We start from the raw sequence: 24,530 nt of genomic DNA on the forward strand, positions 1-24,530 counted from the left end.
TTGTCGACCATACGACTTGTATTCAAGATCGTTAGTAGAAGGGTAAAAGGGAATGTCTGCCGCTACAGAATTAAAGCTTACACAAAACTCATATTACGCGGCGAGTGCGAACGAACAGCCTATTTATTCTAAACTTGAGTCAAATATCGAAGCTGATGTTTGCGTGGTTGGGGGTGGCTTTGCCGGACTATCTGCCGCGATAGAGCTAGCAGATCGTGGTTACTCAGTCGTTGTGCTGGAAGCTAAGCATATAGGTTGGGGCGCTAGTGGTCGCAATGGTGGGCAAATTATTGCAGGCCTTGCATGCGAGCAAGATGTCATTGAAAAAGCATTGGGTTTTGACGCAGCCAAAAAAGTGTGGGGCATGTCGCTAGAAGCCCTAGATTTGGTGAGAGAGCGCATTAAACGCTTTGACATAGACTGCGACTTAAGCGATGGCTTTCTTGGCGTTTCGGTCAATGCAAAAAAAGGCGCTTATCTACGTAGTTGGTATGAAGATATGGCAAAGCGCTATCATTATGATACCGATACGCAATGGATAGAGCCTAAAGACCTGCGTAGTTGGATAGATAGCCCGCGCTATTTCAACGGCTATTTTGATAAGCGCTCAGGGCATTTGCATCCGCTTAATTATTGTCTAGGCTTGGCGAAAGGCGCAAGCCGTATTGGCGTGCGTGTTTTCCAAAATTCAGCTGTTACTGCAATGCAGCATGCAAATGTTAGCAATAATGAATCTGCTTATTTGCAAACTGCTACTGGCAGCGTTAAGGCAAAGTTCGTTGTACTGGCAGGTAATATGTATTTACCTGAAATTTCACCTAAACTTGCGCCAAGTTTAGCTAAGCGCATTATGCCTGTTGGTACTTATATCATTGCAACTGAGCCGATTGCGCCCAGTTTAGCTAGCAAGTTAATCCCCACTAATTCAGCTGTTTGCGATACTAATTTTGTACTCGATTACTTTAGGTTTTCTGCCAACACCAAAGCAAGCGGACCACGTATGATTTATGGCGGGCGTGTGAGTTATAGTGCATTAACGCCGCCTAATCTTACGCAAAATATGCAAGCACGTATGGCCGAGACTTTCCCCCAACTTAAAAACACCAAAGTGGATTTCACTTGGGGTGGCTTCGTCGATATTACGATGAATCGCGCACCAGATTTTGGGCGGATCTCGCCTAACGTCTATTATTTACAGGGTTTTTCAGGGCATGGGGTGGCGCTAACTGGTTTGGCGGGAAAGCTAGTTGCAGAAGCCATAGCAGGGCAGGCTGAGCGCTTAGATTTGTTAGCAAGTATTAAGCATCATGACTTTCCTGGTGGAAAGTTATTGCGTACGCCCGCATTGGTACTAGGTATGTTGTGGTATCAATTGCGAGATAAATTGGGTTAATAACTTGTGATTGATGCAATAAGTGTTAATTTGCTGAACAAGCTTAAAAAAAGTCCGTCATACCCGCCTACGCGGGTATGACGAATAACTGAATTGACTAATAGAACATCGTAGCCAATAAATAGTGAGTCTTAGCTAGTCCCAGCTTAAAGCACCGCCAGTTTGGTACTCAGTCACGCGAGTTTCAAAGAAGTTTTTCTCTTTTTTAAGATCCATCATTTCACTCATCCATGGGAATGGGTTTGTTGCGCCAGGATACAACACATCCAAACCAATTTGCGTACAGCGGCGGTTGGCAATAAAACGTAAATACTCTTTAAACATGGTGGCATTTAAACCCAGCACGCCGCGCGGCATGGTGGCTTCAGCGTATTGATATTCAAGCTCTACGCCGCGTTGCATGAGCGTTTTTATCTCTTCACGGAACTCGGCCGTCCATAAATGTGGATTCTCAAGTTTTATCGTGTTAATGACATCAATGCCAAAATTACAGTGCATCGATTCGTCACGCAGAATATATTGATATTGCTCTGCCGCGCCTTGCATTTTGTTTTGGCGCCCAAGTGCTAAAATCTGCACAAAACCTACATAGAAAAATAGGCCTTCCATAATGCAAGCAAATACGATGAGTGAGCGCAGTAATTGTTGATCCGCCTCTGGTGTACCCGTTTTAAACTCAGGGTCAGTTAAAATATTAATAAATGGAATTAAAAAATCATCTTTAGCTTTAATGCTAGCTACTTCTTGGTAGGCATTAAACACTTCACTTTCATCTAAGCCCAAGCTCTCAACAATATATTGGTAAGCATGTGTATGAATCGCCTCTTCAAAGCCTTGGCGTAGAAGATATTGGCGACATTCTGGCGCGGTAATATGGCGGTAGGTACCGAGTACGATATTATTCGCAGCGAGTGAGTCTGCGGTGGTGAAGAAGCCTAAGTTACGCTTCACGATTAAACGCTCGTCATCACTCAACGCGGTGCTATCTTTCCACTGTGCAATGTCGCGGCTCATGCTCACTTCTTGCGGCATCCAGTGGTTTGCGCAACCTGCTAAATACTTGTCCCATGCCCAATGATATTTAAACGGCACAAGTTGGTTCACGTCGGTTTGGCCATTAATCATGCGTTTGTCAGAAGCGTTTACGCGACCTGAGTGTGATGGTTGATTGGCTGCAATAGTTGCAGGTTTTACTTCTGCTAGCGGTACAACTATTAAACTTGGCTTGGTTTGTTCTACGGCTATGTCATCTTCAAATGAAAGCATATTTTTTCCTTATTCTTAAGTACTTTATTTTCAATATTCTTACTTATTCCCGTCATTCCCGCTTTCGCGGGAATGACGGTGGGAGGTTTTTTCTATTGGCAAGATTCGCACTCGGGGTTATCAATCGAGCACATTTTCGGCGCTTCTTCTAAACCAGCAGAAACTGCATTCAACTCACCACCTGAACCTGTCGATTTCTCTGCTGCGGTTGCACCCAATGAGCGTAAGTAATACGTGGTTTTTAAACCGCGTTGCCAAGCCAATAGATAAGTGTCATTGAGTTTTTTCCCTGATGGCACAGCAAAATACAGGTTCAGCGATTGCGCTTGGTCTATCCATTTTTGGCGACGCGCTGCGGCTTCAATTAACCAAGTTGGGTCTACATCAAACGCAGTTGCGTATAACTGTTTTAAATCTGCTGGTACGCGGTCGATTTTTTGTAATGAGCCATCAAAGTATTTTAAATCAGACACCATGACCGCATCCCAAAGTCCACGTGCTTTCAAATCAATCACTAATTGCTCATTCACAATGGTGAACTCGCCAGATAGATTAGATTTCACGTATAAGTTTTGGTATTCAGGCTCAATACTCGCAGACACGCCAACAATGTTAGAAATGGTTGCCGTTGGTGCAATTGCAACGCAGTTAGAGTTGCGCATGCCAACTTTTTGAATACGGTTGCGCAAAGCATCCCAATCTAGCGTTTTGCTTCTATCGACTTCTACATTACCGCCACGCTCACTCAGTAATAAGTCTAATGTGTCGAGCGGCAAAATGCCTTGATCCCACAAGCTGCCTTTAAAGCTTGAATACGCGCCGCGCTCTTCAGCCAACACTGTCGAAGCGTAATAGGCGTTGTAGCAGACCATTTCCATTGCTCGGTCGGCAAACTCTACGGCTTCCATACTGGCGTAAGGAATACGCATGGCGTGTAAGCAGTTTTGAAAGCCCATGATGCCCATGCCTACTGGTCTGTGGCGAGTATTCGCATTACGTGCTTTGCCAACTGGGTAAAAGTTAATATCCACCACGTTGTCCAACATGCGCATACCTATTTTAATCGTAGCTTGCAGCTTGTTGTTATCTAGCACCAACTTGCCGTTAACTTCGGTTAAGTGCTGTAATAAGTTCACAGAACCTAAGTTACATACGGCAATTTCAGTCTCTGATGTATTCAGTGTGATTTCTGTACATAGATTTGAACTATGTACCACGCCCACATGTTGTTGTGGTGAACGAATATTGCATGGATCTTTGAAGGTAATCCAAGGATGGCCTGTTTCAAACAGCATGGAAAGCATCTTGCGCCACATTTGCAGGGCTGGGATTTTCTTAAATAGTTTGATTTCACCATTTTCGGCACGGCGCTCATATTCCACATAAGCGGTTTCAAAGGCTTTGCCGTATTTATCATGCAAATCTGGCACATCTGATGGTGAAAATAATGTCCAATCGCCGGCTTCAGTCACGCGACGCATGAATAAATCTGGAATCCAATGCGCTGTGTTCATGTCATGCGTACGACGACGGTCATCACCTGTGTTTTTGCGTAAATCTAAAAACTCTTCAATGTCTAAGTGCCAAGTTTCTAAATAGCCGCATACCGCACCTTTACGTTTACCGCCTTGGTTCACTGCAACAGCCGTATCGTTCACTACTTTTAAGAATGGAATCACGCCCTGACTTTTGCCGTTCGTACCTTTGATGCGGGCACCTAGTGAACGCACTGGCGTCCAGTCGTTGCCCAAACCGCCTGCGTATTTTTGCAGCATAGCATTTTCTTTAATTCCCTGATAAATGCCGTCTAAATCATCGCTGACGGTCGTTAAGTAGCAGGAAGAAAGCTGAGAGTGCAGGGTGCCAGCGTTAAATAAAGTTGGCGTTGAGCTCATAAAGTCAAAACTAGAAAGCACGTTGTAAAATTCAATCGCACGACTTTCACGGTCAATCTCGTTAATCGCTAAGCCCATCGCTACACGCATGAAGAAAATCTGCGGCAACTCAATGCGACGCTCTTCAATATGTAGAAAATAACGGTCATACAAAGTTTGTATGCCTAAATAACCAAATTGGAAATCGCGGTCTTTGTTCAGCGCTGCCGCTAATTTAGTTAAATCAAATTGAGCTAGGCGTTGGTCTAGCAACTCTGCAGCTATGCCAATTTTGATATAACGCGGAAAATACTCTGCGTAATGCTCATCCATTTGCGCATGGCTCACGCGCTCACCTAGGACTTCTGCACGTACCAAATCCAACTGCAAGCGGGCAGTTACATAATTGTAGGCAGGCTCAGTTTCAATCAAGCTACGGGCAGACAAAATCAGTGCTTTGTATACCTCCGTAAATGGAATGCCATCATACAAATCACGCACGGCTTGCTCAACCACTAAGTTTGGATTCACTACATCACCCAAGTTTAGGCAGGCTTCGCCGACCATCTCACCCAATTGTTTAATATCGAGTGGAATCAACTTACCATCAATATTCACATTAAGCGTATGGCTAGGCTCTGTAGTTGGATGGCTCGCTTTTTCAGCAGCACGCTCAGCATTGCGTTTTTCACGGTAAAGCACATAAGCACGTGCTACATCGTGGTTGCCATTGCGCATCAGAGCCAATTCTACTTGGTCTTGAATATCTTCAATATGAATGGAGCCGCCAGCAGGCAAGCGACGCATCAGCGCATTATTGACCAGTTGGCTTAATGTAGCGACTTGGTCGCGCACGCGTTGCGAGGCGCCACTTTGGTTACCTTCAACTGCTAAGAATGCTTTGGTGATGGCGATAGAAATTTTATCGAGTGTAAATTGAACTGCGACGCCATTGCGACGAATGACTTGCAATGTAGGTAAAGATAAATCTGTGTTAACAGAAGGTCTGACATCATCCATTTGGTTATTCCCTTTTTCAAAAAGGGCAGGTACGCTTTGCTCGCAACAATATCGTGCTTATTGCTTGAACAAAAAACAGCATGGCGGAATGATGCAAAACATCATTCCATCTGCCGAGGACACCCCGCCTCAAACGTTATAAAAGTACTTTTGCGCTTGCTTTAGATTGCTTAAATTGATGGTTTTAAACTCTAAAAGTAAGTGCAAAAAATGTACACGGCAGGTCTCCTGGCTCTCAGGTCATCGTTATTTGTTGGCCTTCCCAAATTGACAATATCCAATTCAGTGGCAAGTGCTTTTTAAACAAGCGTAACAAATAACTCGCTGATTACAGTTGCGGGGGCAGCTATGGCATAAGCGTTTGAAAAGAAGGCTCAAACACCGCACCGTATTCCCTTTTATCTTACATTTTGACTAAAACGTAAGAACCGTGTAACAACACTATAACGCAATATAGCGGATTTGTTAAACATAAAAACACTATATATAGATAATATTTTAAATTATTTTCTATATATCTGTTTTATATGGAATTTTTAATTGTTTTATTTTCGTCATTCCCGCGTAGGCGGGAATCTAGGCAGCGTACATATGTAGCTTGTAATTTTTAGTATTTGTATGGTGGGTCACTTGTGACCCACGTTTAGCCGTGCTTTAAATTGCTTAAATCGCGTGGGTTCAAGAACCCACGCTACTCAGACTGAGATTGTGGTTTTCCTGGATTCCCGCCTGCGCGGGAATGACGACCTAAGTTAATAAAATATAGGGAAATAAATGGAGATGAGTAAAGTTATGCCAATTGCTCGCGCAAACTTTTAGCCACCGACACCATGTTTTCTAATGCAGTTTTAGTTTCTGGCCAGCCACGCGTTTTTAGGCCGCAATCTGGGTTAATCCATAAGCGTTCTACAGGCACGACATCGAACGCACGCTTCATGAGTTTTTCCATCGCCTCAACACTTGGTACGCGAGGTGAGTGAATATCATAAACACCCGGACCAATGTCATTAGGGTATGAGAATTCGCCAAATGCATCTAATAGTTCCATGGCTGAGCGCGAAGTTTCAATGGTAATGACATCCGCATCCATCGCTGCGATTGCAGGCAAAATATCATTGAATTCTGCATAACACATGTGAGTGTGAATTTGCGTATCGTCACGTGCAATACTGGCTGACAACTTAAATGCTTTTACCGCCCATGCTAAATATTGCGCCCAAGCAGCTTTCTGTAATGGCAAGCCTTCACGTAGAGCAGGTTCATCAATTTGAATAATCGCAATGCCTGCTTTTTGCAAATCCTCAACTTCATCACGTATTGCCAACGCTAGTTGCATGGCAGTGGTTTCTCTTGGTTGATCATCACGAACAAAAGACCATTGCAATATGGTGATTGGTCCCGTGAGCATGCCTTTTACTGGGCGACTTGAAAGTGATTGTGCAAAACTTGCTGTGTCTACAGTCATTGGTTTTGGTCTATGCACATCTCCATAAATAACAGGTGGTTTTACGCAGCGCGAGCCATAACTCTGTACCCAGCCATTTTGCGTGAAGGCATAGCCAGCTAACTGCTCGCCAAAAAACTCCACCATGTCGTTGCGTTCTGCTTCACCGTGTACCAGCACATCTAAGCCAATTTCCTCTTGTTGGGCAATGGCATAGGCAATATGCGCCTCCATCTCAGCATCATATTTAGCTTGGCTAATATCACCTTTTTTAAATGCGGCGCGTGCAGCACGAATGTCAGGAGTTTGGGGAAATGAGCCTATCGTCGTGGTTGGTAAAAGTGGTAAATTCAAGCGCACTTTTTGGGCTTTAGCACGCAGCTCAAAAGTACTTACACGATTTTCATTTAATGTACTTAGCGCTGCAATACGTGCTTTTACATTGGTGTCATGTACTCGGTTTGATTGATTGCGTGAAGCAATCGCCGCACGTGAAATAGCCAATTCTTGCGCGACAGAATCCACGCCATTATTCAATGCTTTGGCAATAATACTAAGCTCAATGATCTTTTCATCGGCAAAGGCTAACCATGATTTAATCTCAGCGTCTAATTTCACTTCATGCGCAAGCGTCACTGGCGTATGCAGCAGTGAGCAGCTTGGTGCAATCCATAAGCGATCGCCTAATCTTTTTACCCATGGGTCTAACAATGCTAATGTTTTATCTAAATCATTACGCCAAATATTGCGGCCATCAATCACGCCAGCAGACAATACCCAATGACTTGGGATCGCATTTACCCAAGGACCTAACTGCTCTGGCGCGCGTACCAAGTCAATGTGGATGCCATCCACAGGCAAGCTAGTAATAAACGCCTGATAGCGCGACACATTGGCAAAGTAAGTGGTAAGTAATAATTTCGGGCGTGATGTTCTAAACCAAGAGTAGGCGCGGTCAAAGGCTTTCAGCCAAGCATCATCTAAATCTAGGGCGAAAATAGGCTCGTCAATTTGCAGCCATTCTATTTTACGCAACTGCAACTCTTGCAACAAATACACATATTGTTGCGCCAGGCCATCTAGCAAATCTAGCTTATTAATACCGCGAGCTTTACTTAAGTATAAAAAGCTCACTGGACCAAGCAATACAGGCTTCACATTTTTGCTGATTTTTTGCGCCTCATCTAACTGGCTTAAATAATCATGCACGTTAATTGAAAACTGCGTATCGTTTGCCAGCTCTGGCACAATATAGTGGTAATTCGTATCAAACCACTTAGTCATTTCCATAGCGGGTTGCTCTAAATTGCCACGTGCTAGTGCAAAATATGCATTCTCTGGGGCTGGGTTCGCTTCACCAAAAGGTTTTTTATTAAAGCGCTTTGGTTGCGCGCCAAACAATACAGAATGATCCAACACATGGTCATATAATGAAAAGTCATTACTGGTGATAAAAGCCAAACCAGCTTCTTGTTGTTTTTGCCAATGTTCAGCACGTAAGTTTTTGGCGGTATTTTGCAAATCGTCTGACGGCACTTCTTTACGCCAAAAAGATTCCAGTGCAAATTTAAGTTCACGCTTTGCGCCTACGCGTGGGTAGCCCAAGATATGCGCTTTAATGTTATTTTTAGTCATGTGTTAAGCCTTATTCAATGTAAGGCATGCATTTTCTAACTTGCAAATATTTTAATAAAGCGAAAGTTTTTGTGATAAATTTGAATTAAATTCATACCTAAAATTTATTATGATAGAAATTCGCCACCTAAAATCACTAAAAGCCATCGCCGAAACTGGCAAATTAGGGCTAGCAGCCGAGCGTGTATTTTTAACGCAATCTGCGCTTTCGCATCAAATACGTGCGCTAGAAACACATTATGAAATCACCTTGTTTCAGCGCACCCCGCAAGGCTTGCGCTTCACGCCGGCAGGTCAGCGATTACTAGACTTAGCCAATGAGTTACTGCCGCTTATTGAAAAATCAGAGCGTGATTTAATTCGATTGAAAAGTGATCAGTCTGGCGAATTGCGCATCGTACTGGAGTGCCACACCTGCTTTGATTGGCTCACACCAGTGATGGATGCGTTTAGACGCGCATGGCCAGAAGTTGAGCTTGATTTAGTGGCAGGATTTCATAGCGACCCGTGGCAGTTGCTACGTGAAGGTAAAGCCGACATCGTGATAGGAGGCTTACCAGAGAAAATGCGTGATTTGCGCCATGCACCGCTATTCAAATTTGAGATTATGGCGGTATTGCCGTTAGATAGCAGCAAGGGTAATAAATCGCGATTGCTTGCAGAAGACTTTAGCAATGAAACCTTGATTACTTATCCGGTTCCTGAAGAGCGCATTGATATTATTCGGAATGTGCTAAAGCCAGCCAATATTGTATTTAACAGACGTACGGCAGAACTGACGGTAGCCATTATGCAGCTTGTAGCAAGTCGCAGAGGTCTAGCGGCATTGCCTAGTTGGGGCATCAAAAGCTATATTGACCACGAATATGTTCTGTCTAAGTCGATAGGTAAAAATGGTTTATGGTCTGAGTTGCATGCGACTTGTACCGCAGACACCATGTCGCGCCCTTACACTTTAGACCTGGTGAATATTATCAAGCAAACGTGTGCCGAGAATCTGAGCGGTATCAAGCTGCTATGAGCCAGTAGCTTTTGCTCTTCAATTATTAAGAAATGTTAGCTATTGATAAACGATGCCGTGGGATGTGAAATCGCACCATCACCGTAAGTGCGCAACACTTGAGAGATAATGACCTGATAGCCATTCAGCCAATTAGATTGCGCTGCTTTGGCTTCAAGATGTTTTGGATGCTTCATTAACTCATGTAGGCCGTCCATGGTTTGCCAGTAATACACATTGGACACACGACCAGTTTCAGGATGTTCCCATGCTTCCTCGCCCAAGTAACCCGAAGTTAGCTTGGCGATTTCTGCTATGGCTTGGTCAAGTCGATAAAACGCTTCATCGAATTGTTTTTTATCAAAAATAAAAGTTGCTGAGTACATTTATTATCCTAATTTAGCTGGTGTAATTGTTTTGTTGTAGGTGTAAAAAACATCATCTCGCACCCAGCCTAAAGACTCATACAGCGATTGAGCTGTCAGGTTAGTTTTTGCGGTGGTTAAATCTAGTCGCACATATCCATTGTTAGCTGCATATTCATGCGCGGTCAGCATCAACGCTTTGCCAGCACCAGATTTTCTGATATTTACATCTACAAATAAATCATAAAGTACGCAGATAGGCGCAGCGAGAACTGAGCAAAATGTCGGGTAAAGCTGACAAAAGCCAATCAGCTTTTGTGCTTGGTTTTCATTACTCGCAGTTTCAGCAACAAAAATGATGGAATCTTTGTTGTTGAGTCTATCTTGCAGAAAGCGCCTTGCCAGACCGATGTCTGATGTCTCTTCATAAAATTCACGGTATGCGTTAAATAGCTCCGCGAGCGGCTCAAGGTCTTCTAATTGGGCGATTCGAATTTTTATAGTCATATTATTTTCAATTTAAATGAATACCAAGGGAATCAGTCATTGTAAGAAATCAAGTCAGAGTAATCTATAAGAATATTAGATAACCATGAAGTTGAATGGCTGATGTAAATTTGTCCAGAAGCGAACTTACTTCGATTTAGCCTATCAATCCTAGTTAATATGGATTTACCCAGATTTACACGGATTTACTATTTAGCCTATTCTATTTTTTCTGCATATGGTCATAATGGGTTCAACGTTTTTAATGTCCTAAGAACCACAATCGATTTAAGTTAAGAGTATCAAATTTAACCAAACTTCAAACTTAACAAAACCTAAAGTAAAACCATGAATGTTTTAAGCCTATGAATGTTCCACTAGACAATCACAAAAAATCTTACCAAAACTATAAGCTGAGCTTGCTATGTCTGACTAGTCTATTGCTGACACTCAACGGCTGTGCTTTGCTTAACCCGAGCCATCCTGAATTAGCTAAAGTGGAAGTGCCTGCCAAGTGGTCGGCTGATGAGGCGGTTGCGGCTTCTAGTTCAACCTCGCTCAATAACTGGTGGCAGCGATTTAATGATCCGCTTCTGGTGAACCTTGTACAGCAGTCTTTGCAGAGCAATACGAGTGTCAATAGTGCAAAGTCAGCATTGCAAGAAGCCCGTGCTTTGCGCGATGTAGCTGCGGCTACTTTGTTGCCAACACTTGATACTTCGGCATCTGCAGGACGAAGTAAATCTGGTAACAATAGCGCGGTGAATAATTTCTCTGCTGGCTTAGATGCAAGTTGGGAGCTGGATATTTTTGGCGCCAATCGTAGCGGGCTAAACGCGAGTGAGGCGACGGCTCAGGCAAGCGAAGCGAGTTTAGGTGATGTTCAGGTGTCCATTGCCGCTGAAGTGGCGCTGGATTATATTTCGCTGCGCAATGCTCAGGCGCGCTTGGCGATTGCTAATAGCAATTTAACCAGCCAGCTGGAAACGCTGCAAATAACCGAATGGCGGACTCAAGCGGGCTTGGTTTCATCATTAGATTCAGAGCAGGCGAGGGTTTCAGCAGAGCAAACGCGCGCCATTATTCCGCCTCTACAAACATCTATTGCGCAGATAAGCCACGCGCTCGCTGTGCTCACAGGTCAGCCGCCTGCTGCCTTGTTGCAGCAATTATCGATAGTTAACCCAGTGCCGCAGGCTGCGAATGATTTGGCTTTGAATTTTCCTGCTGAAACTTTGCGTCAACGTGCCGATGTGCGCGCTGCTGAATATCGAGTCACTGCTGACTTTGCAAAACTGGCGCAAGCTGATGCAGCGCGGTTGCCAAATTTCTCGTTGAGCGGTTCACTTGGTTTAAGCGCGCTGACTTTGGGTTCCTTAACTAGCGGTTCTTCAGTGGTCAGTTCATTGTTAGCGAATGTTGCCATGCCATTGTTCGACGGTGGTTCTAGGCGAGCTAAAGTGCGCGCTCAAGAAGCGGTGTTGGAGCAAACACGGCTAAGTTATAAAGCCACAGTGCTTACTGCATTGCAGGAAGTTGAAGATGCCTTAGTTGCGCTGCGTGGTGATATTCAGCGCGTATCTCGATTAAAACTTGCCTCTGAATCCGCTAGTAATGCGGCACTGATGGCACGTCAACGTTATGACAGTGGCTTATCAGATTTCCAAACAGTGCTTGAAACGCAACGCTCTTTATTAAGTACGCAAGACAGTGTTGCAAGTGCAAATGCCGATGTCAGTTCAGATCATGTGCGCCTCTATAAGGCTTTAGGTGGCGGCTGGCAAGCAGGCGAAGCTGAAATAACAACATCACTTACTGAAAAAACGAAATGAATCTACCTCCTATGAACACTAATAATTCTTCAACTAAAACACCTTCAGCTAGTACTTCTACAGCAGCTATTGATATTGCGACTTTGTTAGATGAGCCAGCAAAAGTCGCATGGTATCGCCGCTCAAGCTTATGGGTAGGGTTGGCGATACTCATTATGATAGTCGCAGGGTTTTTATATTGGCAAGCTAAGCGTGCGGCAGAAGCGTTACCAAGTTATACAACGCAAGAAGTGACGCGCGGTAACTTGACCTTAACCGTCACTGCCAACGGCACTATTCAGCCGACACGTTCTATCAATATTGGTAGTGAACTTTCAGGCACGGTGCGCAAGGTCAATGTTGACGTAAACGATGTAGTTAAAAAAGGTCAGGTGTTGGTGGAGCTTGATACTTCAAAATTGAGTGACCAGGTGTTGCGTTCAAAAGCGACTTTGGCATCAGCCATTGCAAAGGTTGCGCAGACCGAAGCGACAATAAAAGAAACATCATCTGCCTTACAAAGATTGGAAGAAGTGTCTCGACTATCAGGCGGTAAAGTACCATCTAAATCTGAGCTAGATACGGGTCGTGCTGCGTATGACAGAGCTGTGGCTGATGACTTAAGCGCAAAAGCTGGTGTGAATGATGCACGCGCTGCGCTATCAACCGACCAAATTAATTTATCCAAAGCCTCTATTGTTGCGCCGTCTGATGGTGTGATACTTACTCGTGCAGTGGATCCAGGTAATGCTGTAGCGGCTTCGTTACAAGCAGTGACTTTGTTTACGATGGCGGAAGATTTAACTAAATTACGCCTTTGGGTGTATGTGGATGAAGCCGATGTTGGTTCTGTTAAGTTAGATCAGGATGCTACTTTTACCGTGAGTGCTTATCCAACACGTAAGTTTCCAGCACGTATTACGCGGGTAGGTTTTGGTTCTACCATTACTGATAACGTAGTGACTTACCTGACTTATTTAGATGTGGATAATACAGACCTTAGTCTACGCCCGGGTATGACAGCGACAGCCACTATCAAAGCTAAACAAGTGAAAGATGCGTTATTAGTGCCTAACACCGCACTGCGTTTTACGCCTACATCTGCCGACTCTGATAAGTCACAATCAGCCAATAAAAAAGGACTTGCTACGAGCTTAATGCCAAGCATGCCGCGCAGTAGCAAAAATCGTAAATCTGCTGCCGACAGAGCCAATGTGGCGTTAGCTAAGCAAGTGTGGGTGTTGCCTAAAGATGGTGGCGCGGCTATTGCCGTTGCTGTAAAACCTGGCATTAGCGACGGTCATATGACGGAGATTATCGGTGGCGACCTACAAGTTGGCATGCAAGTCATTACTGATCAGAAAGTGGTGGCACAGTGAGTGAGTCATTAACCCAGCAATCCATAGTACGGCAGCCACTTATACAATTAATAGATGTTAAGAAAACCTATGGGTCAGGCTCAACCGAATTTCTTGCTTTAAAAGGTATAGATTTAAGTATCTACGCAGGTGAGTTTGTCGCCATTATGGGGCCAAGTGGTTCGGGAAAATCCACCGCTATGAATATTCTTGGCTGCTTAGATAGCCCTAAATATGGCCAGTATCTTTTCAAAGGTGCCCATGTAGAAGACTTAACTCGAGACCAGCACGCGCGGCTGCGCAGACGTTTTCTTGGTTTTGTGTTTCAAGGCTTTAACTTACTCGCACGTACTACCGCGCAAGAAAATGTAGAGCTGCCATTACTTTATCGCGGTGATAATGCTGAAAAACGTCAAGCAGCGGCTAGCAAAGCGTTAGCCTCAGTAGGTTTGGCGGGTTGGGAGCATCATACGCCTGCAGAACTTTCAGGCGGTCAACAGCAACGTGTTGCCATTGCACGCGCCATTGTGACTGAGCCTGCGGTGTTGCTCGCCGATGAACCCACTGGAAACTTAGACACGCAACGCAGCCATGAAATTATGGCGCTTTTAGTAGCACTCAATAGAGACCATGGCATTACGGTGTTAATGGTGACGCATGAATTAGACATGGCTGCATACGCGCATCGAATAGTGACATTTGTCGATGGAAAAATTGCAAAAGATGAAATGAATGAGCATCCTACGATGCCCAGCTCAGCTGATTTAAACATGTCAGATACTAATTTGACTGAGGTTATTTAATGTTATTAAGTGTATTCATGTTGGCGTTGCGCTCAGTCAGGCGCAACTTATTACGGTCTTTCTTGACCATACTTGGCATTGTGATTGGCGTTGCCGCCGTGATTACGATGGTGACATTAGGTAACGGCGCCACCCAAGCCATCAAAACGCAAATTTCTAGCCTAGGCACTAATTTGTTAATGGTCAATCCGGGTCAGCGTCAACCCGGTGGCGGTGGAGGTGGAGGCGGCGTACCGCAATTCACAGAGGCAGATGCTGTCGCCATACAGTCAGAAATTGGTGGCGTTGCTGCGGTTGCGCCACAAGGCCGCAGTAGTGTTACGGTGATTGCCAATGGGCGAAATTGGTCTAGCACTGTTTACGGCAGTACTAACGCATGGTTTCTTACGGGCAACTGGAAATTAGCAAGCGGCCGAATTTTTGATCCAGATGAACAAACGGCTGGCGCAGCGGTTTGCGTGATTGGTGAAACGGTTCGCCGAGAACTATATGCGGGAAAAGTAGGGCAAACTGGCCTTGGAGAACAATTGCGTATAAAGCAGTTTTCATGCACTGTCGTTGGTATTCTGAACGCTAAAGGTCAAGGTGGTATGGGCGACCAAGACGATGTAGTGCTTGTGCCGCTACATACCCTTCAGCGCCGTGTGACGGGTAGTTTGAAAGTCAGTACGCTTCTGGTTTCAATGGAGGACGGCAGAGATAGCGGCCCATTAAAAGCCAGCCTGCGTGATTTGCTCCGCGAACGTCGCAAACTTGCCGAGAATGATGACGATAATTTCAACATTTTTGACACACAACAGCTCGCCGAAACACTCTCAAGCACTACCAAAGTGATGACTACATTACTCGGTGCGGTGGCTGCGGTAAGCTTGCTAGTAGGCGGAATTGGCATCATGAATATCATGCTAGTAAGCGTCACAGAACGCACTCGAGAGATTGGTCTGCGCCTTGCAATTGGCGCGCTGGAGCGAGAAGTCTTGTTACAATTTTTGATTGAAGCAGTAGTGCTGTCGGCTTTAGGCGGGCTGATAGGCATAATTATTGCCGCCATTGCCTCTTACGGGCTTTCTATCGTCATGAGTGTGCCGTTTATTTTTGATGTGACAACTAACGCGATGTCATTTCTATTTTCTGCGGGTATAGGCGTGTTGTTTGGTTATTTTCCAGCAAGACGCGCGGCGCAAATGGATCCGATTGAGGCGTTAAGGCATGAGTAACCTTAAGTCAATTTATGTGCTTTAGCGCATCCAGATTGGGCTTTGGGTTGGGGTCATAAAAACATCAGTGGCACAGTTCGTCTTGGAAGCCCTATGAGCTGCCAATAAAGTAAGTAAGATTGTAGCCGAACTAGATAGCATATTAAGTAAGCCAAACATATGAAGCAGTTTGTTCGAACTCGACTTTGAGTGCTTAACTGCTCGAAGATGTCGAAATGGATGCTGTTGAATTACCATTATTTTGGAGGTCGGTGAGCTCGGAGGCTTCAACTCTATGCTCGTGATGCCGCAAAATTCTTATTGAAGAGGAGGATAAAAATTCTGATTCTGCCTGTATGTTATCAAGACCAGTCCAATATTGAGCGGCAAGATTGTAGAGATGCGGAATGGCGGGGATATGTTCGTTTGGGAATCCTTCATGAACTAAGCCCATATTGCCGTGAAAGAGATTCTGACTAGGGTTTGTTAACTCCACCTCATATATTAAGGAGCTGATGTCGAACCTGAACAGCTGCGCTTGGGCGTGTTGCAAAGTTGGGAAAAGGAAAATAGAGTTAAATCGACTAGGCTTATCTGGGAAATTTTTCAATCTCGCAACTTCAAAAGTCAGCTCTCTTACCGCAAGAGGGCCAATGCTGTTAGGGCGATATGTTTCTATCACCCTACCAAAATTACCAGGCTCTATAATTGAGCCAGAGGTAAGCATGATGGGACATAAATGAAAATAGCTAGTTGCCACAAGACCTCCAAAAGTTATTATACTGATGCGCGTGTTCGTATAATAGTTAATAGCAAGTACGGATGCAATTTAAAACACCAAATACGTTTAAGCTTCTAAATATTATCATTGTCTCAATGCTGTCTGTATCACCTCTGCCAATTTACTTCCATATTCCGTAATGTGCTCTGTAGCGGAATACGCATAGCCAATAATCAAACCTTTTTCGGTGGTTTCACCCATGCAATAGTGCGATAGCGGGTAAACGCGTAAACCTTGAGCTGAGGCTAGTTCGGCCACTTGCACGTCGTCGCATATTGAGTCAAATTCAACTACTAAATGCAGGCCAGAATCTACCGTGGACAGCCTTGCGCCTACCGTGGCGATTGGGGCTAATGCTGCTTGTAGTAACCGTCTGCGTTCACCATATATTTGTCGCAATCTTCTGATGTGGCTGGCGAAATGACCTTCTTCAATGAAGTCTGCCAGTGCGGCTTGAATGACTACTTGTCCGGGCCGTTGTAGTTCATATAAGCCACTTTTAAAGCTTTCTACTAAATTGGGAGGCACCACTAAATAGCCTAAACGAATACCTGGGTACATCACTTTTGAAAACGTGCCTAAATAAAGCACGCGACCGTTTTGATCCATGCCTTGTAATGATGAGATTGGGCGACCTTCAAAGCGAAACTCGCTGTCGTAATCGTCTTCAATAATCCATCCTTTGCAGTTTTGCGCATAATCCAATAACAAGCGGCGGCGGCCATAGCTCATGACCATGCCTTTGGGGTATTGGTGCGATGGTGTGGTGTAAATCAGGCGCGGCGTAGTGCGATAATCTTTAGTGCTCGGTGCCATGCCTTCTTTGTCTACGTTGACAGGGTGTAGTTGCAAGCCATTCACTTCTAATACACGTCGAGCAGCCCAATAACCCGGGTTTTCTACCCATGCACAATCGCCGTGGTCTGTGAGTAAGCGTGCACATAAATCAATGGATTGTTGCGTTCCTGAGGTAATCAGCACTTGGTCAAATGTGAGGTTAACCGCACGCGATACTCTTAAATAATCGGCAATAGCTTTTCGTAATGGTAAATAGCCGCCGTCATGGCTGGAGTCTAGCAAGGCGGGATTTGGCGTGCGCCATTGCCGATTGAGTAATCGACGCCATAGCGCATAAGGAAAGCCTGCGTAATCATCTTCACCAGGTGTGAAAGGCTGTACCTCGTTATGAATTCTAGTGTTATTAACTTTTGCTTGCGATTGATGTTCTTTTATAGCGCCACATGCCGCTAATCCACGTTTAGATAACCCAATGGAATCTTCAAGTTTTACATAGGTATTTTCTGCGTTGGGTTCAGTACTAGATTCAGCTAATTGTTCTTCTACAATACTGTTATTAGCAATGCTTTTTGAAAATCCATCGTGCTTATTGTAAGTAACGTAGGTGCCGCTACCCGTTTGCGATGCAACATAACCTTCATCCAATAGTTGTTCAAAAGCCGCTAGTATGGTGTTACGTGATACGGTTAAATCTTCTGCCAAACTCCTTGTGGAAGGTAAACGCTCTCCGGCTGATAAAATTTGCGTGGTAATAGCGCGGCGAATCACTTCGTAGATGCGCCTGTGGTTAGGCATCCGCACTGGAAAGTCTGAGTGGTTAAGCTGCGTTAATAGCCATTCTGAAAGCACAAGTTGTTTCATGAAGTTGAGTATTCCAAGTGTGTGTAGTCGTGCTAAGTGTGATAAAGTGGTTCTATCTAAATAATCTAAATGGCTCTTGTTGCATTACCAATTTTAGGAATAGTATACTTAGCAATGAGGCAATGCAAATCTGCAAATGATGACAACAAAACGTAAACCTATAGTTTTAATCCCTGCGGATGTTAAGCCGCTAGGCGAGCATCCATTTCATGTGGTGGGTCATAAGTATTTAGTGGCGGTTGCAGAAGCCGCTGGTGCATTGCCTTTAGTGGTGCCTGCCATTGGTGATTTATTAGAGATTGACGCTTTGCTAGCCATTGCCGATGGCATATTGCTAACAGGCTCGGTTTCCAATGTGCATCCTTCACACTTCGACCAAGAAGTACACAATCCCGCATTACCATTAGACCCCGCGCGTGATGCGCTTACCTTAAAACTCGTGCAAGCAGCCATTAAAGCCGAAGTGCCTTTATTGGCTATTTGCCGCGGTTTTCAAGAGGTGAATGTAGCGTTTGGCGGCAGTTTGCATCAGGCGGTACATGAAATATCTGGCTTGAATGATCATAGAGAAACTAAGGATGTTCCCATCGATATTCAATATGCACAGGCACATTTGATTGACTTAGTGCCTGATGGCAAGCTAGCTAAAATCGTTGGTGCGCAACAGATGATGGTGAACTCCTTACATGGCCAAGGTATAGATAGACTTGGCGATGGCTTAGTAGCAGAAGCCTTCGCGCCAGACGGTTTAGTGGAAGCCATACGTGTAGAAAAAGCCAAAGCCTTTACTTTAGCTGTGCAATGGCACCCAGAGTGGAGAGTCATGGAAAATCCACAGTATTTGGCTATTTTCAAGGCATTTGGTGATGCCTGCAGATTCAGACTGAGAAGGCACGAGCCACCAGATTAACGCTTAAAAGATGCAAAAAGAAAAATACATGAATAAAAATACATCAATAAGTAGTTAATAAAGCAGTACAGGAGAATAAAAATGTCAGAACATGTAGCAATGAACCACGTTGATATGGATAAGTGGTTGACGGAAAACAACATTACCGAGATTGAATGTTTGGTGCCAGATTTAACAGGTGTAGCACGCGGTAAGATTTTACCTCGTGAGAAATTTTCAACAGACCGTGCTATGCGCCTGCCAGAAGCGGTGTTTGGTATGACGGTGACGGGCGAATCGCCTGATGGTAATGAAGGCTATGACCGCGTGTTTGGTGTGACCGATAAGGACATGGTGCTTATTCCAGACCCAACCACCCTTAGATTGGTGCCTTGGGCGGTAGACCCGACGGCACAGGTGATTATGGATTGCGTAGACCATAACGGTAAATCAATTGATTTTGCGCCTAGAAACGTACTTCGCCGCGTGACTAATTTATACAAAGACTTAGGCTGGACGCCAATTGTGGCGCCAGAGCTGGAGTTTTATTTGCTAGAGCGTAATCCGGATCCTGATATTGCATTAAGCCCACCAGTAGGTCGTAGTGGTCGTAAAGAAACCAGCCGCCAGTTATACAGTATTGATGCGGTGAATGAGTTCGATCCATTATTCGAAGATATTTACGACTATTCAGCTTTGATGGGTTTGGAGCTTGATACGCTGATTCATGAGTTTGGTGCAGGGCAAATGGAGATTAACTTTTTGCATGATGAGCCAATGATTCTGGCGGATAAATCATTCTTCTTTAAACGTTTATTGCGTGAAGCGGCAATGCGTCACGGCATGTACGCTACTTTTATGGCTAAGCCTATGCAACATGAGCCGGGTTCGGCGATGCATATTCACCAAAGCGTGATTGATACTCAAACTCAAAAAAATATCTTTAGTAACGCTGATGGCACCGCTTCACCAATATTTTTCCATTACATTGCAGGTTTGCAAAAATACTTACCTGCCGCCATGGTACTGCTAGCGCCTTATGTAAATTCATATCGCCGAATCGTACGAAATGGTGCCGCGCCGATTAACATTGAATGGGGCTACGATAACCGCACGGTGGGCATTCGTGTGCCGATTTCTGAGCCAGCAGGTCGCCGCATAGAAAACCGTGTGGTGGGCGCCGATGCGAACCCTTACCTAGCCATGGCTGTTACCTTGGCTTGTGGTTACTTGGGCATCAAAGAAAAACTTAAACCAACTGAGGTTACTACAGGCAGTGCTTACGCCTCTGACTATCAATTGCCACGCGGTTTGTCTGAAGCGATTCGCGAGCTAGAAAACTCACAAGCTTTACATGAGGTGTTAGGCAAAGATTTTGTCGATGTGTATTTGGCAGTGAAGGATGCCGAGCATGACGAGTTTATGCGCGTGATTAGCCCATGGGAGCGTGAGCATCTTTTAATGCATGTTTAAAAGCATTTAGTAGTTAAAAAGTAAGTCGGGTTAAAACCCGGCCTACATGTGCTGTGATTGAAAAATCTAAATATCTGAATTGAGAAAGTCATGATCAATACTAAAGAAATCCAAGCAATAGATTCAGCGCATTACATGCATCCTTTTACCGATCATAAAAGCTTGTCGGATAAAGGCTCACGTATTATTGCTAAGGCAGGTGGCATCTATATTTGGGATTCCACTGGTGAAAAAATCTTAGATGCGATGTCTGGTTTATGGTGTGTGAATGTCGGCTATGGGCGTAAAGAGCTGGTAGATGCAGCCGCTAAACAGATGCTAGAACTGCCTTACTACAATAGTTTTTTTCAAACGACCAACGTTCCGGCAGTGAAGCTGGCAGAAAAAATCATCAAGCTGGCAGGTGATGATTATAGCCATGTATTTTTTAGTAGCTCTGGTTCTGAGTCGAATGATACCAACGTACGTATGGTGCGCCATTATTGGGCAACGCTTGGTCAGCCAGAACGCACGGTGATTATCAGCCGTAATAACGCCTATCACGGCTCAACGCTAGTGGGTTCATCTTTAGGTGGCATGGAAGGTATGCATGCGCAAGGCGGCATGATTTCAGGCATAGAACACATAGAGCAGCCATACCATTACGGCATGGCGCCAAATCAGGATAGTGATGCCTTTGGCATTGAAGCGGCGGGTTGGTTAGAGAAAAAGATTCTGGAAGTTGGCGCAGATAAAGTCGCTGCATTTATAGGGGAACCTGTGCAAGGCGCTGGCGGTGTGATTATTCCACCTAAAACTTACTGGCCAGAGATTCAACGTATCTGCGATAAATACGGCATTTTGCTGATTTGCGACGAAGTGATTTGCGGCTTTGGCCGTCTTGGTAAATGGTTTGGCTCGCAACTATTAGGTTGCAAACCCGACTTAATGACGTTTGCTAAAGGCGTGACTTCTGGCTACATTCCTTTAGGAGGCGTTGTTGTGGGCAAACGTGTAGCTAAAGTATTGATTGAACAAGGTGGTGAATTCAATCATGGCTATACTTATTCAGGACACCCAACCGCCTGCGCTGTGGCATTAGCCAATATTGAAATTATGGAGCGCGAAGGTTTACCCGACAAAGTGCTTAATGAAACAGGCCCATATTTAGCGCAGAAATATGCCGAGCTAGCCAAACACCCATTGGTTGGTGGTGCGGAAACATTAGGATTAGTCGCAGGCTTCGTGCTGATGAAAGACAAAGCAAACCACGTACATTTTGATGAAGAGGTCGGTGTAGGCATGATTTGCCGAGGCCATTGTTTTGCCAATGGCTTGATTATGCGAGCGGTAGGTGACCGCATGATTATTGCGCCACCGCTAGTGATTACTAAAGCGCAAATTGATGAAATGGTCGCGTTGATTCTGAAATGTCTAGATGCGACATTGGCTGATTTGAAAAAGCAGGGAATGATGTAATTAAGCCACAATTAAATATGGTTTTAAATGTGGTTGTAATTGAATACATATTGTAAGATTACTTTGAATCTATTTGGTCAGCATAAGGGGTTATATAGCGCAAAAGATGGTACCAATTTTTAGCAAAACTTTCTCAGTCACTCACTAATTTAAAGGGGTTAATGAATATGAATTTATCTTATAGTAAATACTTGCTAGGTATGGCGATAATTACCGGTCTAGCTACGGTTTCTTGTAGCAAATCGGACAACAATACCGCTACTACTGAAGCAGCCAAACCAGCAGTTGCAGCGGCTAGCGAGCCAGAAGAAAAAATCCTCAATATTTACAACTGGTCAGACTATATTGCACCAGATACGATAGCCAACTTCGAGAAAGAAACAGGCATTAAAGTACGTTATGATGTGTTTGACAGTAACGAAATTCTGCATGCAAAACTGATTGCTAAAAATACCGGTTACGATATCGTGGTGCCAGGTTCAAACTGGGCAAAACTGCAAATAGATGGCGGTTTATTTCAAAAGTTAGATAAATCTAAATTACCTAATTGGAAAAACCTAGATCCAGGCATCTTGAAACAGATGGCAGAGTTAGACCCAGGTAACACTTATTTAATTGACTGGATGTGGAGCTATAACACAGTTGGTATTAACGTAGATAAGGTTAAAGCTGCCCTTGGCGATACGCCTATGCCAGACAACGCTTGGGATTTAGTGTTTAACCCAACTTACACCAGCAAACTAAAATCATGTGGCATCACATTTTTAGATACACCAGCCGATGTGTTTCAAGCCGCCTTGCATTACTTAGGTAAACCAGTTTACACGGGTACGCCAGAAGATTACCAAGCCGCTTTTGATATGTTGATGAAAGTGCGCCCAGACATTAAGAAATTTAACTCTGGTGGTCAGATAGATGATTTAGCTAGTGGAAATACCTGCGTAGCTTACGGTTGGGCAGGTGATTTTAACTTAGCGCATAAACGCTCAATTGAAAATAAAGCTGAGCAACATATCGAAGCGCTAGTGCCAAAAACAGGTGGCTTAATGTTTATGGACACAATGGCGATTCCTGCTGATGCAAAACATCCTAACAATGCACACCTCTGGATGAACTACATCATGCAGCCAAAAGTGACTGCAGCAATTACGAACACAGTGACCTATGCTAACCCTAACAAAGCCGCAACTGAGTTTGTTGATGAAGACATTAAAAACAACAAATCGATTTTCTTATCTGATGAAGATATTGCTAAGTTAGTGCCACCAGGTGTTGAAGATGCAAAAACTAAACGCAACATGACACGTTTGTATACTAAGTTTAAATCTGGTGTTTAGTGTGGTTAATTGGTGATTGATTAATAGGTGCGTAGTTTAATGCGCACCGACAATCATTAATCTATCAAGTTTTTCAATATCTCTTAGATAAGGGTTTTTATGGCAACCGCACCTAAAGAAACGAACAAAGCTGCGCAAGAAGTGTTACTGCGTGTTGAAAATGTCACCAAAATTTACGATGGTACGGTCAAAGCCGTCGATGATGTTTCGCTCACAGTGATGAAAGGTGAAATCTTCGCGCTACTTGGCGGTTCAGGGTGCGGAAAGTCTACGCTACTGCGCATGATGGCTGGCTTTGAAACTCCCACAAAAGGCAAGATTTTTCTAGCAAATCAAGATATTACTAATCTGCCACCGTTTCAACGTCCAATTAACATGATGTTTCAATCGTATGCCTTATTTCCGCATTTAAGCGTTTGGGAGAATGTAGCTTTTGGTTTGAAACGTGATGGTATGCCTAAAGATGAAATTGCCGACCGCGTTGAAAAAATGCTGAGTTTGGCGCAACTGAATAAATATGCAAAACGTAAACCGCATCAACTCTCAGGTGGTCAGCAACAGCGTGTAGCATTAGTGCGTAGCTTGGCAAAACGTCCTCAATTATTGTTATTAGATGAACCTCTTGGTGCTTTAGATAAAAAGTTACGAGAAACCACGCAGCTTGAACTGGTGAATATTATTGAAGAAGTTGGCGTAACTTGTGTGCTAGTGACGCATGATCAAGAGGAAGCCATGACTATGGCATCACGTATTGCCGTGATGAGCGAAGGTTACTTCTTGCAAGTGGGCGCGCCTGATGCCGTGTATGAAATGCCAAACAGTCGCAAAGTAGCTGACTTCATTGGTAATGTGAATATATTCGAAGGTAAGATTGAAGAAGATGAACCTGACCATGTGACTGTGCGTTGCCCAGAGTGCGTGCATTATGTCGGGCATGGTGTTAGCGGGCATCCAGGTATGGATGTAGGTGTGGCTTTACGGCCTGAAAAAATTATGTTGTCTAAAGATAAACCGAATGGCGACTACAACTGGTGTGCTGGTGAAGTCATCGAGATTGTTTACTTTGGTGCCCACACCACTTATCACCTTAAACTTGATAGTGGCAAAGTAATCAAGGCGCAAGAGCTTAACAATACGCGTGACTTAAGTTGTGGTTTAACTTGGGGCGATCGTGCTTATGCAAGCTGGAATAATTTAGCAATGGTAGTGTTAACGCAATAAAAGGTTAACTAAATGGCACCTCTATTAATTAAATTTTCGTCGTTATGCAGTGTTGCTCAAA

The 24,530-nt window shown here is 44.2% G+C and carries 18 protein-coding genes and 1 riboswitch; of the genes, 11 read left to right on the plus strand and 7 right to left on the minus strand.

Going from position 1 to position 24,530, the window contains the following annotated elements; genetic code table 11:
* Window positions 1–52 precede the first annotated feature (52 nt).
* Complete coding sequence (locus PSU72_RS05020) at window positions 53–1,393, plus strand: FAD-binding oxidoreductase (protein WP_300431233.1); 1,341 nt, start codon at window positions 53–55, stop codon at window positions 1,391–1,393.
* Window positions 1,394–1,528: 135 nt separating this feature from the next.
* On the opposite strand, the gene PSU72_RS05025 is transcribed toward PSU72_RS05020, so the two are convergent.
* The 3 genes from PSU72_RS05025 to metE all read right to left on the minus strand — a co-directional run bounded on the left by PSU72_RS05025 (window position 1,529) and on the right by metE (window position 8,632).
* A complete protein-coding gene (locus tag PSU72_RS05025; protein WP_300431234.1) occupies window positions 1,529–2,659 on the minus strand; it encodes a ribonucleotide-diphosphate reductase subunit beta in 1,131 nt (376 codons plus the stop codon).
* A 92-nt stretch (window positions 2,660–2,751) separates the two neighbouring features.
* Window positions 2,752–5,553, minus strand: a complete 2,802-nt coding sequence (locus PSU72_RS05030; RefSeq protein WP_300431235.1) for a ribonucleoside-diphosphate reductase subunit alpha — start codon at window positions 5,551–5,553, stop codon at window positions 2,752–2,754.
* 200 nt (window positions 5,554–5,753) lie between these two features.
* Window positions 5,754–6,001: riboswitch (cobalamin riboswitch) on the minus strand.
* Window positions 6,002–6,343: 342 nt separating this feature from the next.
* Window positions 6,344–8,632 carry a 5-methyltetrahydropteroyltriglutamate--homocysteine S-methyltransferase gene (gene metE / locus PSU72_RS05035; RefSeq protein WP_300431236.1) on the minus strand — a complete coding sequence of 763 codons (2,289 nt, stop codon included), beginning with the start codon at window positions 8,630–8,632 and terminating at the stop codon, window positions 6,344–6,346.
* 109 nt (window positions 8,633–8,741) lie between these two features.
* Between metE and PSU72_RS05040 the strand changes: the two genes are divergently transcribed.
* On the plus strand, window positions 8,742–9,653 hold the full coding sequence (locus PSU72_RS05040) for a LysR family transcriptional regulator (protein WP_300431237.1): 912 nt from the start codon (window positions 8,742–8,744) through the stop codon (window positions 9,651–9,653).
* A gap of 35 nt (window positions 9,654–9,688) precedes the next feature.
* Here PSU72_RS05040 and PSU72_RS05045 read toward each other — a convergent pair whose 3' ends face one another.
* Together PSU72_RS05045 and PSU72_RS05050 are read right to left on the minus strand one after the other, a co-directional pair.
* Window positions 9,689–10,018 (minus strand): antibiotic biosynthesis monooxygenase, encoded by a 330-nt coding sequence (locus PSU72_RS05045; RefSeq protein ID WP_300431238.1) that lies wholly within the window; start codon window positions 10,016–10,018, stop codon window positions 9,689–9,691.
* A gap of 3 nt (window positions 10,019–10,021) precedes the next feature.
* Entirely contained in the window at window positions 10,022–10,504 is a 483-nt protein-coding gene (locus tag PSU72_RS05050) for a GNAT family N-acetyltransferase (protein WP_300431239.1), read from the minus strand.
* A gap of 344 nt (window positions 10,505–10,848) precedes the next feature.
* Here PSU72_RS05050 and PSU72_RS05055 point away from each other — a divergent pair, with 344 nt between their 5' ends.
* The 4 genes from PSU72_RS05055 to PSU72_RS05070 are packed head-to-tail and all read left to right on the plus strand — an operon-like array spanning window position 10,849 to window position 15,672.
* Window positions 10,849–12,315, plus strand: a complete 1,467-nt coding sequence (locus tag PSU72_RS05055; protein ID WP_300431240.1) for an efflux transporter outer membrane subunit — start codon at window positions 10,849–10,851, stop codon at window positions 12,313–12,315.
* An 11-nt stretch (window positions 12,316–12,326) separates the two neighbouring features.
* Window positions 12,327–13,673, plus strand: a complete 1,347-nt coding sequence (locus PSU72_RS05060) for an efflux RND transporter periplasmic adaptor subunit (RefSeq protein ID WP_300431241.1) — start codon at window positions 12,327–12,329, stop codon at window positions 13,671–13,673.
* Entirely contained in the window at window positions 13,670–14,455 is a 786-nt protein-coding gene (locus PSU72_RS05065) for an ABC transporter ATP-binding protein (RefSeq protein WP_013147758.1), read from the plus strand. The genes PSU72_RS05060 and PSU72_RS05065 overlap by 4 nt, the downstream gene beginning before the upstream one ends.
* Window positions 14,455–15,672 (plus strand): ABC transporter permease, encoded by a 1,218-nt coding sequence (locus tag PSU72_RS05070; RefSeq protein WP_300431242.1) that lies wholly within the window; start codon window positions 14,455–14,457, stop codon window positions 15,670–15,672. Before PSU72_RS05065 ends, PSU72_RS05070 begins: the two co-directional genes overlap by 1 nt.
* Window positions 15,673–15,865: 193 nt before the next feature.
* Here PSU72_RS05070 and PSU72_RS05075 read toward each other — a convergent pair whose 3' ends face one another.
* A complete protein-coding gene (locus tag PSU72_RS05075) occupies window positions 15,866–16,411 on the minus strand; it encodes a hypothetical protein (RefSeq protein WP_300431243.1) in 546 nt (181 codons plus the stop codon).
* Between the two features lie 105 nt (window positions 16,412–16,516).
* Window positions 16,517–18,091 (minus strand): PLP-dependent aminotransferase family protein, encoded by a 1,575-nt coding sequence (locus PSU72_RS05080; protein ID WP_300431244.1) that lies wholly within the window; start codon window positions 18,089–18,091, stop codon window positions 16,517–16,519.
* A 136-nt stretch (window positions 18,092–18,227) separates the two neighbouring features.
* Between PSU72_RS05080 and PSU72_RS05085 the strand changes: the two genes are divergently transcribed.
* From PSU72_RS05085 to PSU72_RS05105, 5 genes are all read left to right on the plus strand, one after another.
* On the plus strand, window positions 18,228–19,001 hold the full coding sequence (locus PSU72_RS05085) for a gamma-glutamyl-gamma-aminobutyrate hydrolase family protein (RefSeq protein ID WP_300431245.1): 774 nt from the start codon (window positions 18,228–18,230) through the stop codon (window positions 18,999–19,001).
* 81 nt (window positions 19,002–19,082) lie between these two features.
* Complete coding sequence (locus PSU72_RS05090) at window positions 19,083–20,453, plus strand: glutamine synthetase family protein (protein ID WP_300431246.1); 1,371 nt, start codon at window positions 19,083–19,085, stop codon at window positions 20,451–20,453.
* Between the two features lie 90 nt (window positions 20,454–20,543).
* Entirely contained in the window at window positions 20,544–21,911 is a 1,368-nt protein-coding gene (locus PSU72_RS05095) for an aspartate aminotransferase family protein (RefSeq protein WP_300431247.1), read from the plus strand.
* 167 nt (window positions 21,912–22,078) lie between these two features.
* Window positions 22,079–23,248, plus strand: coding sequence for a polyamine ABC transporter substrate-binding protein (locus PSU72_RS05100; RefSeq protein WP_300431248.1), 1,170 nt, complete (start codon window positions 22,079–22,081; stop codon window positions 23,246–23,248).
* A gap of 99 nt (window positions 23,249–23,347) precedes the next feature.
* Window positions 23,348–24,469 (plus strand): polyamine ABC transporter ATP-binding protein, encoded by a 1,122-nt coding sequence (locus PSU72_RS05105; RefSeq protein ID WP_300431249.1) that lies wholly within the window; start codon window positions 23,348–23,350, stop codon window positions 24,467–24,469.
* The last annotated feature ends 61 nt before the right edge of the window (window positions 24,470–24,530 follow it).

Origin of the sequence: Methylotenera sp. (assembly GCF_029945535.1) — a bacterium.
Lineage (GTDB): Bacteria > Pseudomonadota > Gammaproteobacteria > Burkholderiales > Methylophilaceae > Methylotenera.

Excerpts from the sequence above, each read along its gene's own strand:
- PSU72_RS05025 (WP_300431234.1), bottom strand. The coding sequence starts at position 2,659 with ATGCTTTCATTTGAAGATGACATAGCCGTAGAACAAACCAAGCCAAGT.
- PSU72_RS05085 (WP_300431245.1), top strand. The coding sequence starts at position 18,228 with ATGATGACAACAAAACGTAAACCTATAGTTTTAATCCCTGCGGATGTT.
- PSU72_RS05095 (WP_300431247.1), top strand. The coding sequence starts at position 20,544 with ATGATCAATACTAAAGAAATCCAAGCAATAGATTCAGCGCATTACATG.
- PSU72_RS05030 (WP_300431235.1), bottom strand. The coding sequence starts at position 5,553 with ATGGATGATGTCAGACCTTCTGTTAACACAGATTTATCTTTACCTACA.
- PSU72_RS05070 (WP_300431242.1), top strand. The coding sequence starts at position 14,455 with ATGTTATTAAGTGTATTCATGTTGGCGTTGCGCTCAGTCAGGCGCAAC.
- PSU72_RS05100 (WP_300431248.1), top strand. The coding sequence starts at position 22,079 with ATGAATTTATCTTATAGTAAATACTTGCTAGGTATGGCGATAATTACC.
- PSU72_RS05040 (WP_300431237.1), top strand. The coding sequence starts at position 8,742 with ATGATAGAAATTCGCCACCTAAAATCACTAAAAGCCATCGCCGAAACT.
- PSU72_RS05090 (WP_300431246.1), top strand. The coding sequence starts at position 19,083 with ATGTCAGAACATGTAGCAATGAACCACGTTGATATGGATAAGTGGTTG.
- PSU72_RS05055 (WP_300431240.1), top strand. The coding sequence starts at position 10,849 with ATGAATGTTCCACTAGACAATCACAAAAAATCTTACCAAAACTATAAG.
- PSU72_RS05050 (WP_300431239.1), bottom strand. The coding sequence starts at position 10,504 with ATGACTATAAAAATTCGAATCGCCCAATTAGAAGACCTTGAGCCGCTC.
- PSU72_RS05045 (WP_300431238.1), bottom strand. The coding sequence starts at position 10,018 with ATGTACTCAGCAACTTTTATTTTTGATAAAAAACAATTCGATGAAGCG.
- PSU72_RS05105 (WP_300431249.1), top strand. The coding sequence starts at position 23,348 with ATGGCAACCGCACCTAAAGAAACGAACAAAGCTGCGCAAGAAGTGTTA.
- PSU72_RS05060 (WP_300431241.1), top strand. The coding sequence starts at position 12,327 with ATGAACACTAATAATTCTTCAACTAAAACACCTTCAGCTAGTACTTCT.
- PSU72_RS05080 (WP_300431244.1), bottom strand. The coding sequence starts at position 18,091 with ATGAAACAACTTGTGCTTTCAGAATGGCTATTAACGCAGCTTAACCAC.
- metE (WP_300431236.1), bottom strand. The coding sequence starts at position 8,632 with ATGACTAAAAATAACATTAAAGCGCATATCTTGGGCTACCCACGCGTA.
- PSU72_RS05020 (WP_300431233.1), top strand. The coding sequence starts at position 53 with ATGTCTGCCGCTACAGAATTAAAGCTTACACAAAACTCATATTACGCG.